The 15594-nt window shown below is 52.3% G+C and carries 19 protein-coding genes; all 19 read left to right on the top strand.

The features are described 5' to 3' along the window. The first annotated feature begins 7 nt into the window (after nt 1-7). The 19 genes from MJ257_RS01650 to MJ257_RS01560 all read left to right on the top strand — a co-directional run bounded on the left by MJ257_RS01650 (nt 8) and on the right by MJ257_RS01560 (nt 15486). Nucleotides 8-1492, top strand: a complete 1485-nt coding sequence (locus MJ257_RS01650) for a hypothetical protein (protein ID WP_240267703.1) — start codon at nt 8-10, stop codon at nt 1490-1492. Between the two features lie 18 nt (nt 1493-1510). Beyond that, nucleotides 1511-1726: a hypothetical protein gene (locus MJ257_RS01645; protein ID WP_009226893.1), complete on the top strand. Its 216-nt coding sequence runs from the start codon at nt 1511-1513 to the stop codon at nt 1724-1726. Between the two features lie 15 nt (nt 1727-1741). Next, the gene (locus tag MJ257_RS01640; protein ID WP_127575621.1) at nt 1742-1921 is read left to right on the top strand and encodes a hypothetical protein; all 180 of its coding nucleotides are present in this window, start codon (nt 1742-1744) and stop codon (nt 1919-1921) included. A 27-nt stretch (nt 1922-1948) separates the two neighbouring features. Beyond that, entirely contained in the window at nt 1949-2905 is a 957-nt protein-coding gene (locus tag MJ257_RS01635; RefSeq protein WP_240267702.1) for a M23 family metallopeptidase, read from the top strand. A gap of 21 nt (nt 2906-2926) precedes the next feature. Further along, nucleotides 2927-3163, top strand: coding sequence for a hypothetical protein (locus MJ257_RS01630; protein ID WP_009226896.1), 237 nt, complete (start codon nt 2927-2929; stop codon nt 3161-3163). Between the two features lie 48 nt (nt 3164-3211). Then, nucleotides 3212-4000 carry a DNA adenine methylase gene (locus MJ257_RS01625; RefSeq protein WP_009226897.1) on the top strand — a complete coding sequence of 263 codons (789 nt, stop codon included), beginning with the start codon at nt 3212-3214 and terminating at the stop codon, nt 3998-4000. Beyond that, the gene (locus tag MJ257_RS01620; protein WP_127575619.1) at nt 3997-4311 is read left to right on the top strand and encodes a hypothetical protein; all 315 of its coding nucleotides are present in this window, start codon (nt 3997-3999) and stop codon (nt 4309-4311) included. The genes MJ257_RS01625 and MJ257_RS01620 overlap by 4 nt, the downstream gene beginning before the upstream one ends. A gap of 4 nt (nt 4312-4315) precedes the next feature. Beyond that, complete coding sequence (locus tag MJ257_RS01615; protein WP_127575618.1) at nt 4316-4507, top strand: hypothetical protein; 192 nt, start codon at nt 4316-4318, stop codon at nt 4505-4507. Nucleotides 4508-4532: 25 nt separating this feature from the next. Beyond that, nucleotides 4533-6026, top strand: a complete 1494-nt coding sequence (locus MJ257_RS01610; protein WP_240267632.1) for a CpaE/TadZ family protein — start codon at nt 4533-4535, stop codon at nt 6024-6026. A gap of 8 nt (nt 6027-6034) precedes the next feature. After that, complete coding sequence (locus tag MJ257_RS01605) at nt 6035-6265, top strand: hypothetical protein (protein ID WP_009226901.1); 231 nt, start codon at nt 6035-6037, stop codon at nt 6263-6265. A 39-nt stretch (nt 6266-6304) separates the two neighbouring features. Further along, nucleotides 6305-7426, top strand: a complete 1122-nt coding sequence (locus MJ257_RS01600) for an SAF domain-containing protein (RefSeq protein ID WP_240267631.1) — start codon at nt 6305-6307, stop codon at nt 7424-7426. 11 nt (nt 7427-7437) lie between these two features. After that, nucleotides 7438-8169 (top strand): hypothetical protein, encoded by a 732-nt coding sequence (locus MJ257_RS01595; RefSeq protein ID WP_127575961.1) that lies wholly within the window; start codon nt 7438-7440, stop codon nt 8167-8169. After that, the gene (locus MJ257_RS01590) at nt 8159-8989 is read left to right on the top strand and encodes a CpaE/TadZ family protein (protein ID WP_240267630.1); all 831 of its coding nucleotides are present in this window, start codon (nt 8159-8161) and stop codon (nt 8987-8989) included. Before MJ257_RS01595 ends, MJ257_RS01590 begins: the two co-directional genes overlap by 11 nt. Nucleotides 8990-8992: 3 nt before the next feature. Further along, nucleotides 8993-10864 carry an ATPase, T2SS/T4P/T4SS family gene (locus MJ257_RS01585; RefSeq protein WP_127575959.1) on the top strand — a complete coding sequence of 624 codons (1872 nt, stop codon included), beginning with the start codon at nt 8993-8995 and terminating at the stop codon, nt 10862-10864. Further along, entirely contained in the window at nt 10854-12926 is a 2073-nt protein-coding gene (locus MJ257_RS01580; protein WP_127575958.1) for a hypothetical protein, read from the top strand. Before MJ257_RS01585 ends, MJ257_RS01580 begins: the two co-directional genes overlap by 11 nt. Nucleotides 12927-13014: 88 nt before the next feature. Then, the gene (locus MJ257_RS01575) at nt 13015-13494 is read left to right on the top strand and encodes a hypothetical protein (RefSeq protein WP_009226907.1); all 480 of its coding nucleotides are present in this window, start codon (nt 13015-13017) and stop codon (nt 13492-13494) included. Between the two features lie 105 nt (nt 13495-13599). After that, nucleotides 13600-13974, top strand: coding sequence for a hypothetical protein (locus tag MJ257_RS01570; RefSeq protein ID WP_240267629.1), 375 nt, complete (start codon nt 13600-13602; stop codon nt 13972-13974). Continuing rightward, nucleotides 13971-14519 (top strand): hypothetical protein, encoded by a 549-nt coding sequence (locus MJ257_RS01565; RefSeq protein WP_127575956.1) that lies wholly within the window; start codon nt 13971-13973, stop codon nt 14517-14519. Before MJ257_RS01570 ends, MJ257_RS01565 begins: the two co-directional genes overlap by 4 nt. After that, complete coding sequence (locus MJ257_RS01560; protein ID WP_240267628.1) at nt 14506-15486, top strand: hypothetical protein; 981 nt, start codon at nt 14506-14508, stop codon at nt 15484-15486. Before MJ257_RS01565 ends, MJ257_RS01560 begins: the two co-directional genes overlap by 14 nt. Nucleotides 15487-15594 lie beyond the last annotated feature (108 nt).

Genomic DNA, 15594 nt, shown 5'->3' with positions numbered 1-15594 from the left:
ATTGACGGTGCTGCTCATTGCTGGCCTGATTGTGTTTCAGAGCTCCATTCCTGCCTATGCCGATGCTCCTGAGGATATGTTCGATCAGTTGCTGCCCGGCGAACGCGAAATGGGCATCGAACCGGGAGATCGAACATTAGATTACCGCCAGTATCCGGTCGATAGCTATATCTGGGACTTAGGTTACGATTTGATTGAGTGGTCCGGATGGAAAATGAAGCTGAATGATCCTTTTTCGTTACTGCTTAACTGGATAGCGAACGGACTGTTTATGCTAAATGCGTTTATTACGCGATTGTGTATTTTTCTTATGCAACTGGGGTTTCATACGGATTTGGTCAATGAACAATTGTCGCTGATTTTGCCGGTAATGGACGGCATGCGCACCGGACTATTCAGCAAGTTTTTACCGTGGGCGCTTGTCCTGCTGGCTGCATGGATGGTGAAAGTGGGCTACTGGAACAACCAGACGACAAGATTGACGTCCGGCGTAATCGGCTCGATTGTCGTGCTGGTCGGCACCTACTGGTTTTTCACCAACGCGGGGCAAAGCATTCGCGCGGTATCACAGACGATGGACCAGCTGACGCAGGTGACGATGGGGGCGCTTGCCGCACCGTATCAGCGTGTTACCGGTGAGGAACTGAAGGTGGGACTTGCCGGCGCCGCGGACCAGCAACTGTTGGCCACATCCAACCGGCTTTGGCAGCTGTTTGTTGACCGTCCCTGGTTGATCGGTCAATTCAATCGTCAAGACTCGGACGACGTTCGCATGACTGCCGAGGAAGTCGAAGCCGTTCAGGACCTGGCGGAAGAAGAAGAGGTGACGATCGATGCGCAGGTTGGGGATGAATGGGCGCACTTGATGCGTCAGTATGCGCCTGGTATGGATCAACGGAACATTTTGCGGAAAGTCATGGGCGACGAAAACGTGGATCATGGCGACCATGCGGATACGGCGCTCTTGTTTATGGGCGGTTCGGCGGCCATCCGGTGTTTGGTTGCGGTACTTGCCCTTGTCGCTACGCTGACCCTGCTGCTTTTTGTCGGAACCGTATCTTTCATTCTGGTCTTGGCACAGGAAATGGCGCTGGCCATTCTCATCCTCGCACCGGTGTTGCTGCTCCTCGGCTTGTTTCCGGAGCGCGGCTTTGCTTTTGTCCGCCGTTGGGTAGGTTGGCTGATCGGGACGCTTGGCACGAAAGTAATTTACGGCTTCTATATGGGGTTCACGCTGCTTGTCGCCGATGTGGTGGCGCGCGGCTCCGGTATTTTGATCCTGCAGCAAATCTTTGTGGCGCTACTCTTTTTCTGCGCCTTCCTGTTCCGCAAAAAGATATTAAAACAAATGCTTAGTATCTTCCAGGCCCCAACACCGCATGAGATGTATGACGTTTCAAAACGCGAGATTGTTTACCATGTTGGAGAAGTGAAGCAATCGTGGCAAAAAGCCAAAGGTCGCGCCAAAAAAATCATAAAAAAATTGAAATAAAGGAAGGGGGAGCGGACGATGGAACGACTGGCCGATTGGCTGAAGCGGGAGCTGAAGCTGGATACGGTTCGTTTTGTGGAACGGCAAACGCATGGGCATTTGCTCAGAGGAAACGTACAAGGACGGGACATTGATCTGTTGGTCATATCCTCGGGCCATGTATGGGTGAAGCATCCGGCTGCTCGCTCTTGGAGCACGACGGGGATTTACGTACCGGAGCGGGTTGGATTTTGAAAGGAGGAGGACCGTATGCGTACGAATTTTGACCCGGTGAAGATGGAACGGCTCGCCCGCCGAGATGCGATGATTCGCTTTGTCGTGGAGGATTTGGAGAAGCGAGGGCATAGTCGAAAGAAGGCCTTGGAGCTTGCGTTTAATGGCTATGTGCTCGACGATTCGGCCATGTTCCGAGAGTACGAGAAAGATTAATCTAACTATGTGCCGAAGGTGAAACGGATGGAAACGGGGAGCTTACTTAGAAAGCGAGTCATCTGGTGGATCGTCGGCAGCTTGGGCGTGACCGGCATCGCGGCCCTATTGCTTGGTTTCATTCTTGTTTTTGCTTTGCTCGGGTCGCTGGTCACGACATCGGATGCCTCGAAAATGGCGGGCATTGAGGTACCTGACACTCCCGAATTCGATATTCCTTTATTCCTGCTGCCGATTTACATCCAGGCCGAACAAGAGCACGCCTCCTGGGCGCGGCTTGCGGCCATTCATCAGGTGACAACCGATTTTGGGGCGAAGAAAGCCAAACGAAGCGACACGATCGGAGCCTTAGGATTTCCGCGCTCATTGTGGGAGGGTTATCGCGTGGATGGGGACAGCGACGGGAAGATCGATCCGGATAATCCTTACGATGCGATTTTTTCATTGGCAAATTATTTGCAATTGACCGCCCAGGACCCGGAAGAAGCGCTCGTTGTTTGGTTCGGAAGCAGCAAAGAGGTGGCGTTGGTGTATCGGAAAGAAGCGGAATATGCGGCCCTGCTGTCCAGATCGGGAACGTGGCTATGGCCGTTGGCTGGGTACACGACGATTTCCAGTCCATTTGGTTATCGGGTAGATCCGGTTACGGGAGCGCAGGGAGCATTTCATGCAGGAATCGATATTCCCGCGCCGCGGGGTACACCGGTGTTAGCCGTGCTAAGCGGAACGGTGACGCAAGTCATCCGCGGCAGCACCGGATACGGCAACGCGATTCTGTTGCAACATGCAAACGGTTTGGTCAGTTTGTATGGGCATTTGACGGACATTGGCGTACGTCAACGGCAACAGGTGCTGCAAGGCGAAGTGATTGGATGGGTGGGCAGTACGGGAAAATCAACCGGTCCTCACCTGCATTTGGAAATTCGGGTGAACGGGCAAAAAGTGGATCCACTACCTTACTTCCGGCAATTGGATGAGCCATGAATAAAGAAAGAAGGGGATGACGTGCGAAACATTGAGATCTATGTGATTGAAATGCGCGGTGTGATTCAGATCATCGGTTTGCTGCCGGGCGTCAATTTGTTTGATCTTGGATGCCGGAAAGAGCGGCAACAGGCGGTCCGGCACGCGCTGGATCTGGCACAGTTGCTCGAGGTTCCGGATTATCGGCTGCATATTTTTGGTCAAACGGCAACCACGTTGCTGGCAACAGGCATGGAGGCGTTGCTTTCCTCTGGTTAAAGCCGGGAAGGATCGATGTTTGGTGAATATTGAAGGGAGCGTGAAGCTGTGCTGAAAAGTCCCATCAGGTGGCAAGGCGGCAAATACAGGCTGCGTGAAGAGATTATCCGGCGCTTTCCACCGCATGTCGTTTATGCGGAAGTATTCGGGGGCGGGGGCTGGGTACTCTTTGGCAAGGAAAGATCCAAAGTGGAAGTTTATTCCGATATCAACGCGGAACTGGTCAATTTTTTTCGGGTGATTCAAGAAGATTGGGAAGGGCTTGCCCAACGGTTTGAGTGGGCACTCTATGCCCGTGATGAATTTGAGCGTATCATGAAACGACGGGATCAGGAACGCGACCCGGTTACCCGAGCGTATGATTTTTACTACCGTGTCTACTCGCATTTTGGCGGAAAGTACAACGACGCCGACGATTGGGGGTACACACGAAGCAAGCCGGCATACGATATGTCCAACGTCAAACAAAAATTTAAAGTTGCTCATGAACGGCTGATTGGTGTATATATCGAAAACCGATCTTTTGAAGAGGTACTCGCCCGGTACGATTCGGCGGATACCTTTTTTTATTGCGATCCGCCTTACTTGGGACTCTCCGGTTATCTGTACAAATTCGACGAATCCGATCACCGGAAATTGCGAGAGCTGCTTGGCGGCATCAAGGGCAAGTTCTTGCTCAGCATCAACGATCATCCGACCATTCGGGAGTGGTACGCCCCTTTTGTAATTGAGGGCGTTGAAACCCGTTATTCCATTGCGAAGCAAACGAAAGGACGGCAGCCGGTGAAGGAACTGTTCATTATGAACTATACGCCCAATTTGCAAACGGAGGGATGAACTTGAGAGTTGATGTCCGCGTTTTTAATCGATACCGTAAGCAACCTTTTCTTCCTCATTACGAAATGAATGCGGAAAGACCGCACGAGACTTATGTTTCCGCACCCGTTTTTGTGATTACCGAACAACGACTGGAGGACATCATTGCCCTGGAATCGGATGGACTGATCCGGCAGTATTGCCGTGAGCCTATTCTTATCTTTACAGATCGTAAACGGGTACTTGCCGTTGACCCTCAGGGGTACGATTACGCCCGCTATGTTTGTGTCATCGACTATCGTACCGTGGAATCAATTCTTAAACGGATATAATCCTATGGACAAGATTCAAATTGCAGATCAAGGAAGTATCTTTGCCGTCTTGTTTGTTCAAGACGGGAATCCGCATGAGATGGACAGGCGTAACACATTTGCGGATGCGGAAGAATTTGCGTTCTATTTGGCTGCACGCCTGAAAGTGGACGTCTATTATCGAGACAAAAGACTGGAGCCACGGAGGAAACGGTGATCGATATGGCAAGGAGGTGTTGGAGTTGCGGGTCGCACTATTTCGTCTGAGTCAACGACAGATGTGGGTGGAGCGGCTTCGCCGGTCGGGTTACGAAGTCAAGTTTGTTCATGATCCCGAACGGATCACGTCGGAAATGAGCGTTGTCGTGGTAGATGCCATGGTGGGGAAATGGAAGGACTACGTACGGCTTGTCCAGGGAAGAGAAGTGCCGGTCGTGTTGCTAGTAGAAGACCATAGTGACTGGGGAGAGCAACAAACCGAATCGTTAGGGATTGCCGGAACGGTGACAGCGGAAGAAGAAACGAACGGACTGTTTTCCCGGTTTATACCGGCGGGTGAAACCGAGCTGGAAGCCACGGCTGCCCTTTCGAGCTTGGGAAGAACGCTTGTTTTTCAGACGGAAGAAGCCCCTTTCCTATCAAATACGAAAATGGAGACGGCTGAATCGCAATCTGTATCCATTGATGTTCCGCTCTCGCAGCGAAAAGCACGGCAACGGTTCGAAGTGGAACCATCTCCACCGAAAGCTTTATCCGCCAAGGCTCTCCCAACCCAGGCTCCCCGGGAGATACCTGAGGATGGCACTTTTCCGTACGAACTGCCAGAGACGGACAACCAAACAGAACCAGATAAACCAATGGAAAAGAAGAGCGAGTTTGAAACGGAGGACACTGGAGACGAACCGAAACCGGCCTTCATTTTAAATGAACCTGACCTGACGTCACAAATGTCCAGAATACCTCCTGACTTGCCACCAGTTGTTGCCGTTTATGCTGCGAAAGGCGGCGTGGGAAAAACGACGCTTTTGCTCCATTTGGCCGCTCGATTATCGAAGGAAGGGCTTCGAGCTTGTATTCTCGACTTGGATCCGAACGGCACGGTCGCCACTATCATGCGCATACAGCCGAATAAAACGATTGTCGACCTTGTACGCCGGATCGACGATCCGAAAGCCAGACGGGCCTGTCTTCTTCAAACGAAGGCGGGCTTTTCCATTGTCGCAGCGCCGCTCATGCCAGGGCAATTCCTACTGCAGCCGGAAGAGCTGCGGGCCATCCTCCACTTTTTGAAGGAAGAAACGAATGTTGTGCTGCTTGACCTGCCTGTTTCGTTGGACAGGCTGACCCGACTGGCCTTGGAGCAGGCAGACCAGTTGATGTTGATCACGACGGACGAGCCGGCCAGCCTGTTCAATTTGGATCGGGTGAAGCCGTTACTAACCGGCCTTCGCCCTACACCGGAGTTGTATCTGGTATGGAACCGGCTGAAGGAGCCTGCTCCCAAACTAGATTGGAAAGAACGGCTGCCGTGGCCGATAGTACTGGAGTTGCCGGAAGATCCAACCGTTTACCGGTCCGTGCGAAGCGGGGAGTGGACCTTATCTTCCCCGAGCAGCCCTTATCATGTACAGGTGGGCCGGCTTGTGGATCGGTGGATGGGACGGGAAACGGCGTCGCTTCGTGAAAAACGAGGATGGTTACCTCGGTTGGCGTCACATCTCAAATCAGGAAGGTGAAGAGACGAATGAAGGTCCGAGAAACACAGGTCATTTACCCGGTCAATGGTCGAGGCGGTCTGTATATCCTCATTGAAGGTACGCAAGAGGAGGTATATAAAGGTTCGGCGGATAGAATGGCCATAGAGACGGCGAACCGGAATGGGTGGAAGGGAGCTGGAGAAGCCAGTATCGGCATCCCTACACGGGTCGGCGTTCAGTTGTATACGCGTGCATACTGGTTTCACGAAAAGCAATAGGCGGTTTCACCACGTTGAATGGAGAGGAGAAGGTAGGCGATGTCTTTACTATACCGTTACCGGAAACCGATCGTCATCATTGCGATCGGTTTTAGTTTTGTTTTGCTCCTAGTTTCCACCATATTTGTTCTCCAGCATCAAGCGCAGCAGAAACGGCTGCAACAACAGATGCGGGCTCATTACGAACAACAAATCGAGCAATTGAAAACGAACGAACAACAAGGCAAAACGCGAATCCTGGTGGCTGCAAGGCCGATCCCTGCGGGAAAAACGCTTGGAAATGGGGATATTCAGGCGGTGGAGGTTGTCCATGCCTTGGTGCCTTCGGACAGCTTCAAGGATCCGCAGATGGTGGTCGGAAAGATCGCCAAAATCGATCTGCAGTCGAATACGCCGCTCATCGCTTCCATGCTGTATGAAGAGGGGCCGATCCCAAGGGATTTGCGGATGCAAGAGTTTAATGTCATCCAACTGCCGACCCATTTACAGAAGGATCAGGTGGTCGATGTCCGAATCAACTTTCCGACCGGCGAGGACTATATCGTGTTGTCCAAAAAGAAGGTTCGAGACCTTTCGGGGATGATCGTCCGGCTGGAAATAAACGAGCCGGAAATCTTGATGGCTTCCAGCGCCATCATCGATGCGTATTTGCAAGGGGCCAAGCTGTACGCACTCCCCTACATCGAACCGGGTCTGCAGGAAGCGGCAATCGCCAATTACCCCGCCAACCCGAAAGTGCTTGATCTGATGGACAGGGACCCGAACGTACTGGAAAAGGCCAAGACTGAACTCGCTCGCCAGTTGCGCAGTAGGCTGGATATCAATTTGAAAGCGATGAGCGATGCGGACAAACTACGGGTGGTCAGCGGTAGCGTCACCGTTCAGCAGCAGTTGCAAAACGATCGGATCGTTACTCAACAAGGCAATGCGATGGAGCAATCGGCGCAACAGCAAGCTGCAGGGGTGGAACAAACGGAGCAAGACGGTCTACCACCATCAGACGATAAGCCCGCGTCTACTCCTGAGCCGACAGCGACAGAACCGGCTTCCCATCCGCAGCAGGGTACATCCCAGCCGCTCCCGGAGCCGTCCGCTTCCGACGAACAGCCGACCAACACGGACAAGCTGGACGATATCTTCAACCAGCCGCCGGTATCCTGAAGGAGGTTGTCATGAAAAAAATTGTTTTTCTCGGTGCGCCGGATAAAAGCCATTTGCTGCTCGTGTTGGGTAAACTGCTGGTTGCCGCTGGGCAAAAGGTGCTTATCGTCGATTCAACGATCGCACAATCGATACTTGGGTTTATGACATCTCCGGATGAACGGCAGGCTTCTTTCGTTACCGAATTTGATGGGATGGATATCGCGGCAGGGTTCCTTACGTTCGGCCAATTGGACCGTTTTCTGAAACAAACGGAAACGGAAGGGGAATGGGCGGATTACGATGTGTTCCTGCTCGATACGGATCATACCGAATTTGTGAAAGGAAAAGATCTGCCATCCTATGACCAAAGGGTCTGGTGCAGTAATTTGGAGAAGCTGGCGATGTTGAAAAATGCGGAGTTGATGCGTCGGCTTTGTCTTAACGAATCCATCATTCGGCCGCTGCCGTTTTTTAAGTTGGTAAATCCATTCGTACAGTCGACTATAGCGGAGTCGTACATCGATTCGCATGTGACAACGGAATCTGTGGAGTGGCAGGAACCGGTGTTACGTATCCCGTTCGATGAGCGGGATGTTTCGGCTCGCATCGATCACCAGCATCATAGCCGCATTGAATTAAGAAAACTGTCGCCAGCATACCGACATACGGTCTTTTCTATGGCTAAGCATATATTCGGCCTGGATGAGCGAACGATCAAAGCCGCGTGGAAACGATCAAGGAGGGATTTTCGTGGGTCATAACATCGTATTCTGGAGCCCGGTACCGGGTCAAACGGGCAATACGACGAATCTGATCGCCGTCGCGGCGCTGCTCGGACTTGAATATTCCTCCCGAATCGTGTTATTCGGCCATTTGCAAAGCCGCCGTGCGGCAGTCGAGCAAGCGCTGATCAAGCGAAGCTCCGAAGATCTGCTTGCCTTTGTAGCGGACTCCGGCATCGATGCCTTGGCACGGCTTGCACAAAACGGCAAACTCTCGCCGGAAATGATCCGCGATTACACGTTGCCGCTCCTCCAAGAACGGCTTGATTTGCTGCCCGGTTCGAATAAGGCGGACAAAGCGTTGATCATGGGCGTGAAGGATATGCTTGCACCGCTACTCGATTCGGCCAAGCGCTATTACGACTTGACTTTGATTGACGGTGGCAGCGGTGTCGGGTCCGGTTGGACGCAGTTGCTTCTTCAAAACGCCGATCTTGTCATCGTAAGTTTGAACCAAAACCGTTTTGTATTGGAACGGTTCTTTCGGCATCGGGAGGATTGGCTCAAAGGGAAAAAACTATTGCTTGTTTTGGGGCAGTACGACCGTGATTCCGCGCTAACTGCCAAAAATATGGCACGGAAATATCGGGTGAAGATGCCGATCTATCCGGTCCCACATCAGGCAGGGTTCATGGACGCAGCGCAGGAAGGCCGGGCAATCGATTTTCTGTTTAGAAACCGTAATGTACCGCGCGATCATGCCCATCATGCATTCATGCAGTGCGTACGGGCGCTAGCCCAGGCGATCATCGAACAAGCCGAGTTAAACAAACCGTTTTTCGGCGGCAAGGGGGTGTGAACGATGATCGTTTGGATCAACGGTATCATGATCGTCTTGTTGCTTGGGCTGACCGCTGCGCTGATCTATTTTCGTATGAGCGGGCAGAAAGCGGAAAAGCCGCCGCAGGAACGAGCCTTTACGATTGAGGCGATGACCGCATTTGTAAAGCAGACGTTACACGATCTGACGAGCGGCAACCTGCATGACCTCGGACTATCCGAGGAGGAGTTTCGCCGCCGGAAAAGTAAGCGAGCCGAACTGAAAAAAGCGCTGCGCGGCTGTACATCCGGAGACATCCGGGACAAAGCGTACGTCAAACAATATTTGGCGGATTTACTGGTTCAGCAGTATGGGGTTAATGAAACGAACATCGACCGGGTGATCGCCTTCGACGACCCGTATGAACTTTCATCTCAGGACCAGTTCGAAGTTTTGCTGTACCTGTACAAAAAACGATACCGGTATGATGCGCTCGGGGAGTTGATTCGCAAGTATGAACTGGACCAGCCCAAACTTGGTATTGAAGATGGCCAGACCGAATCGTATCGGATTACCGCCGATGAAATCTACGAGATTTACAAAAAAGAAGCGCGGCGGCTGTACTTCGACGACAAACTTAGCATTGTCGTGCAACGCATTTATCAAATGTACAAGGGCTTTAGTGTCGTGGACGAGATCCGGGATATGAAGATCGACGGCGTGTCGGGAGGCGTATCCGGTTTGCAGCCCTCCGTATGGGAAGGGGAATGGGAGTTCCAGGCCGACTCCTTATTGCGGGAAGTGCCGAAATCTCACGACAGTGTTTGGGTATTTTACAAAGGTAAATCCATTCACTTTAGCTTCCTCTCCTTCGGCTCGGAGCAAGAACTGAAGCGTGTCTGCCAAAATATTTACAAGTACAACTATCCCGGCCAATTGTCGGAGAGCAACGGCTATAAAGTAAACGAGATGGCCGACGGCTCCCGCGTCGTCGTACTGCGTCCCCGGTTCAGCGAATCGTGGGCGTTTTTTGTGCGCAAATTCGATGTGCAAAGCGCCACGCTGGAACAGCTCATCCGGGATCGAAATGCTGAGCTGCCGATCCGGCTCATCCAGTATCTCGTTAAAGGAGCCCGAATTACCGCAATTACCGGTGCGCAGGGCAGCGGGAAAACGACGCTCTTGATGGCGATGGTCCGATACATTCCCGCTACGTACACGATTCGGGTCCAGGAGATGAACTTCGAATTGAACCTGCGGAAAATCTATAAGGACCGCAATATCCTGAGCTTCCGGGAAACCGAGACGATTTCCGGCCAGGAAGGGCTGGATATTCAGAAAAAGACGGATGGTACGGTCAACATTCTCGGCGAGGTGGCCACGGACCCGGTTGCGGCATGGATGATTCAGATGGCACAGGTGGCCTCGCTGTTTACGCTGTTTACCCATCACGCCAAGACGCTCCGCGATCTGGTGTTTTCTTTACGGAACTCGCTGCTGAAAACCGGTGTATTTCAGAACGAAAAAATCGCCGAGCAGCAAGTGATCAGCGTACTTAACTTCGATATCCACTGGAAGCGCGATATGAACGGCCACCGTTACATTGAGCGCATTACCGAATGCGTACCGCTCGATCAGGAGAAGGCGTACCCCGTCCATTTTCGGCAAGGTGAGAAGTTAGAAGACAAGATGGCTGCATTTATGGAAACGGCCGTTGAGTTTTTTCAGCGTTCCACCGACCGGAAGCTGTACGAGGAGCGAAATGTGATTGAATTTCAAAACGGAGCCTATGTGGCGATTCACCCTATATCCGCTCAAAACGCAAACGAGATGCGGGAACAGATGTCGGATGCGGATCGCATAGCCTTTGAGGCTTTTCTAACGGAGAACTGGGGGGAACGGTATGGAATTTAACCAGTTGCTTTCCCTTATCTTTGGCGGGGCGGTCGTGCTGCTTCTAGCCGCGATCCTGCTATTCCAGTGGCTGTCCCGCAAAAATACGGGTGCGGGTTCGATCCGCGAATATGAGGAACTGCGGCTCCCCGGCAAACCGACGAATCGACAAGCGGTTTACAGCATCTTGCAACGCATCTATTTGGCTTGCGAACGGGTTCCGTTGCTTCGTGCTTACCTGAACACGATCCGCAGGCGGCTGATGGTGCTAGAGCGGTACGATGAATGGAAGCTGCGGCTGGAGACGATCAAGATTGCGCTAGCGGCGTGGGGGCTGTTGGCGTTCACTCTGATTCCGCTGATCGGCTTTGTTCGTGATCCGGTAACTTTGATCATGATGGTCACAGGCATTTGGGCCATACATGGCATGCTTGCGGATCTGTTTGTGCATCGTGCGGAAAACCGGCTGCTTCACCATCTTCGCCACTTTATGGCCGATGTGCGGCATCATTACCATCGGCATGAAATGGTGGAGGAAGCGGTCTACGATGCAACGGAAACTGCGCCCTATGAGATGGCGCTGCACGGGCAGGAAGTCTATGAGGTGCTGACCGCCCACGAACCGGACGAGAGGCTGGAACGTTACGAGGAGGTGGCGCCGAATCGCTTTCTGAAAGGGTTGGCTGGGATTTCGCATTTGATTAAGGAATACGGGGACAAGAAACTGCAGACCGGTTCGCTCTACTTGAAGGCGCTTGGCAAACTGACGACCGAACTGAACCTGGAGATTTTGCGGCGGGAGAAGCTTAGCTATTTGCTGCAAGGGTTGACGGCGATTGCGCTTTTTCCGATGTTGTTCACAAGGCCGATTGAAAGCTGGGCCAGCCACTATTTTCCGATGATGGACGAATTTTATGCCGGTAAGCTCGGGTGGATCACGAAAGTGGCTCTTCTACTGGTCATTCTGGTTTCCTATGTATTGCTTCGCAACATGCGGGAGTTGGAGGGCGAAACCAAACCGCGGCGTCGCAAGCCTTGGGAGCAAAAAGCGTACGAACTTCCGTGGATTCGTCGGCTTATCGACCGGATCGTTCCTCATCCCGAGACGCGGGAAGCCACGCGCTGCAAGAGGCTGCTAGCCGAAACAAACTCGCCGCTCCGCTTGGAATGGTTTTGGGTGCAGCGCGCGACAGCTGGCATACTCGCGTTTCTGCTGACACTCGGGCTTTTTGTCACGTTGCATGCAGTCACCAAACACCAACTGTTATATGCACCGGTCAAACCGGATATGATGTTTGGCCGCTTGTCCGCCCGGGAAGAAGCGGAAAGCCGGGAGAAGTCGGTGCTGGATCGCCGGATCATGACGGAAGTGAAGGGGGTGAAAACCGGACTTCCGGAAGCTGTGCGTGCCGCTTTGCGCAGCGACCCGCAGTTACAGTGGGAAGAAGCGGAGCTGTTCGTTGCCGCGCAGCGCATTCTGTCCAAAATGGAAGCTATGAACCAAGAATACTTGAAATGGTGGGAGGTGATGCTGGCGTTGTTTGGGGGCTGGGTCGGCTACTCCGCTCCGGTCGGCGTTCTACAGTTTCGCCGGCGAATGCGGCAGATGGAAATGAAACATGAAGTGGACCAACTCCAGTCGGTGATCGCCATGCTGTCCGAAATGGACCGAATGTCGGTAGAGCACATGCTCGAATGGATGGAGCGCTTTGCCCACATCTTCAAGACACCGATTCAGCATTGCCTGCTTCATTATGAACATGGCGCGGAACAAGCGTTGGAGAATCTGAAAGCGGAAGCCCCGTTTTTGCCGTTTGTTCGCATGGTGGAAAAACTGCAAATGGCGGTCGAACGGATTCCGATCCGGGACGCGTTCGATGACCTGGAATCTGAGCAAACCTACTTGCAGGAACAGCGTAAGCAAGATTACGAACGGCTCTTGGATGCAAAAGCCGGGTGGGGGAAAATGATCGGTTTCGCACCGATGATGGTCCTTATCTTCGGTTATCTTGTTTTTCCGCTCGTCTATGTCAGTCTGTCGCAGATGACCGTCTATTACGAGCAGATTCAGAAAATTCAATAACAGCCTCTAAGGCCGTTTCCGGCTCTTGCATACCGCAAGGGCTTTTTTTTCATTCTCATCAATTTAATGTAGAAGGAGAGGGAACTCCATGTCCAACGCTCAAAAAGCGATCGTCATGGCGGCCGGCATTTTGCTTGCCGTCGCACTGATCACCTTGGCCGTTCTGCTGTTTATTTCCGCGCAGGATTCGACGAAAACGGCACAAAGCAACTTTTCCAATCTTCAGACGGAACTGTCGCAAATGCAGTTTACCGTCTACGACAACACGGTGCTGTCCGGCAGCCAAACCGTCAATGCCATTCGCAAGTTCAGCGGGGAGGACCAGTTTGGTATTCAAATCATCACCGGGAAAAATCCGGCCGGCCAATGGTACGGCAAAGTCATCAATACGGGCGTGTCAATGGATAGCATCACCTACGGAACGGTCATAGGGGCCGCACCCGGTCAGCTTGATCACACGATGGATGAATCCAATGTCAACTACGTGAATCCGAGCGGCAAGTTTAGGGCCCAATTGATCAAGGACAAAAGCAACGTGATCCGCGGCATCATCTTCCGGCAACAGTAAGAACGGACCGGCGAACGGCATGTCTTTGTCCTGAAAGCGCAAAGGCATGTCCGCTTCGCTTTGCGGAAAGGAGGACGGCTCATGGGGCACTCCGTACGAACCATGATGGATATAAGCTTTGCATGTCTTGTATTTGTGATGGCAGCCACCGCCGGGTTGCTCCTGTTTCAAAATGGGGCGACCGCGCTGAATGCGGCCGTTGTTTCAGAGCGAATGCAGGACCGAAATGTTCACCAAACGTTTTTCCCGATAGCCGGGGACGGCAGTGTATCCGGCGCGGAAGTACTGCAATCGCTTGCCCGCATCGGGGACGCTGGGGTGGAAGTCGTTGTGAATGGCGTTTTATATGCAACGACGATGGAGCGAGATGATATCTCAGCATCAAGCATTCGGTTGGATAGCCGGTATCAACCCTCGTACGAACGCGGTCCGGACGGGCAGTTGCGGCGAATTGCCTATGTTTTGCGAGGTGAAGGATGAACAGTCTACTCAAAGTGTTTGCCGTCTTGATCGCAGTTCTTCTATTATATATCTTCCCGGTTTCCGCCGCTTTTGATCAGCAGGATGATGTATCCGAACTGGTGGTCTTGCGGGCAACGACATCGTTTGTCGACGCGGTCCGGGACAAAGGTTATATTTCCCCAGTCATGTACAACGATTTTATCCAGGCAATCCATTTGACGGGAAATACCTTCGACGTTCAGATGGAGCACGGACAAAAGCGGTACAATCCGGTTTATGACGATTCTACGCTTCCGGAAACGTTCCGTGGCGAATACGACGTGCATTACGACACATTTTACAATGCACAAATCTTGAAGGTGCTGTTTCCGAACAGCGCGGAGGGCAAAGACGATCCGGCACGCCGCTACCGGCTGCATGTCGGAGATACGTTCTCCGTTGTCGTAAAAAACACGAACCGGACGAATGGAACTATCCTACATGATTTTTTGAATCATGCGATCAGTCCGAATGAGAAAATCTTCGTTCCGTATGGAGGCATTGTCCGAAATGAAGATGATTAATTGGGCGGTCGTGGGTGTTCTGATCTTATTTCCGTTGTTCGTGATCAATCGTATCGAAACGGACACCCAGCGGCGGGTATTGCTCACCGAACTGCGGTACGATGCAGCGTTGGATACAGCGGTAGATGATGCGGCGCGGGCGCTTTTGATCACTGCCGATCAACAACAGGAAGCACGCTATGAATCGGTCAAACAGGTACGGGTGAACAAGGAGGAAGCGATTGATACGTTTTACCGAACCCTGTACATGAACTTCGGCATTGCCGAAGATACGGTAGCACAAGGCGTTCTTCGCCGTTACATTCCCGCGATCATCGTGATGGATTATAACGGGTTCTGGGTATATGCGGAGGAAGAGTTTCGTAATGCGGCCGGAGAAACGGAAATTCGTCCGGTCTGGGGTGCGAAAAAGCCGTATGCTTATGCCGATAGCCAAGGGAACAGTTTGTCCTTTACGTTGGACGATCACGTCCTTGCCTACGAAGCCGGAAGCGGGACTTGGCGGGAAGGATTTCGATCGGAAATACAGGCGGAGACCACGATTCCTCTCTTGCGGGATGCGGCATTGTTCGAACAGGTGCGTCGCAGCACGATCGTGGACGCCATTCAGAATGAACTGGCATACCGAATCAATCGGCATAATCAATACGTTTCCCGCTACGGCATCTCCTACACGTTTACGCTGCCGACGATCAGTGCCGAAGAATGGAATAACACGATCGACGATATCGGCGTAATGGCGTTTGTGCAAGGGATTCCGATGGGGAGCAAAACGTACAACAATTACGCGCTCGGCGGCAGCCGGGTGTTGAAAAAGCCGGCGATTATCGGCGCGGTGAAAGACGGCAGAAAAGTGTATTACCGCGACACATGCGACTACACTTATCCGGTTGAAGAGACGTTTGCGAGTGAAAAAGAGGCTGCGCGGAACGGATATTGGCCGCTGGAATGCAGCAATAACCATTGAGGTCAAACGATTTTTATCCAAGGGTGGACAGGTTGGCACAGGGATTATAAGATGGAGACGTAACGTCGATTTCTTCCTAATATTCACATTTTTTCTCGAATAAAGGAG

It is taken from the genome of Paenibacillus timonensis, assembly GCF_022427145.1.
Lineage (GTDB): Bacteria > Bacillota > Bacilli > Paenibacillales > Paenibacillaceae > Fontibacillus > Fontibacillus timonensis.
The sequence above is the reverse complement of the archived record's forward strand: the minus strand, read 5'-3'. Positions and strand labels throughout refer to the sequence as shown.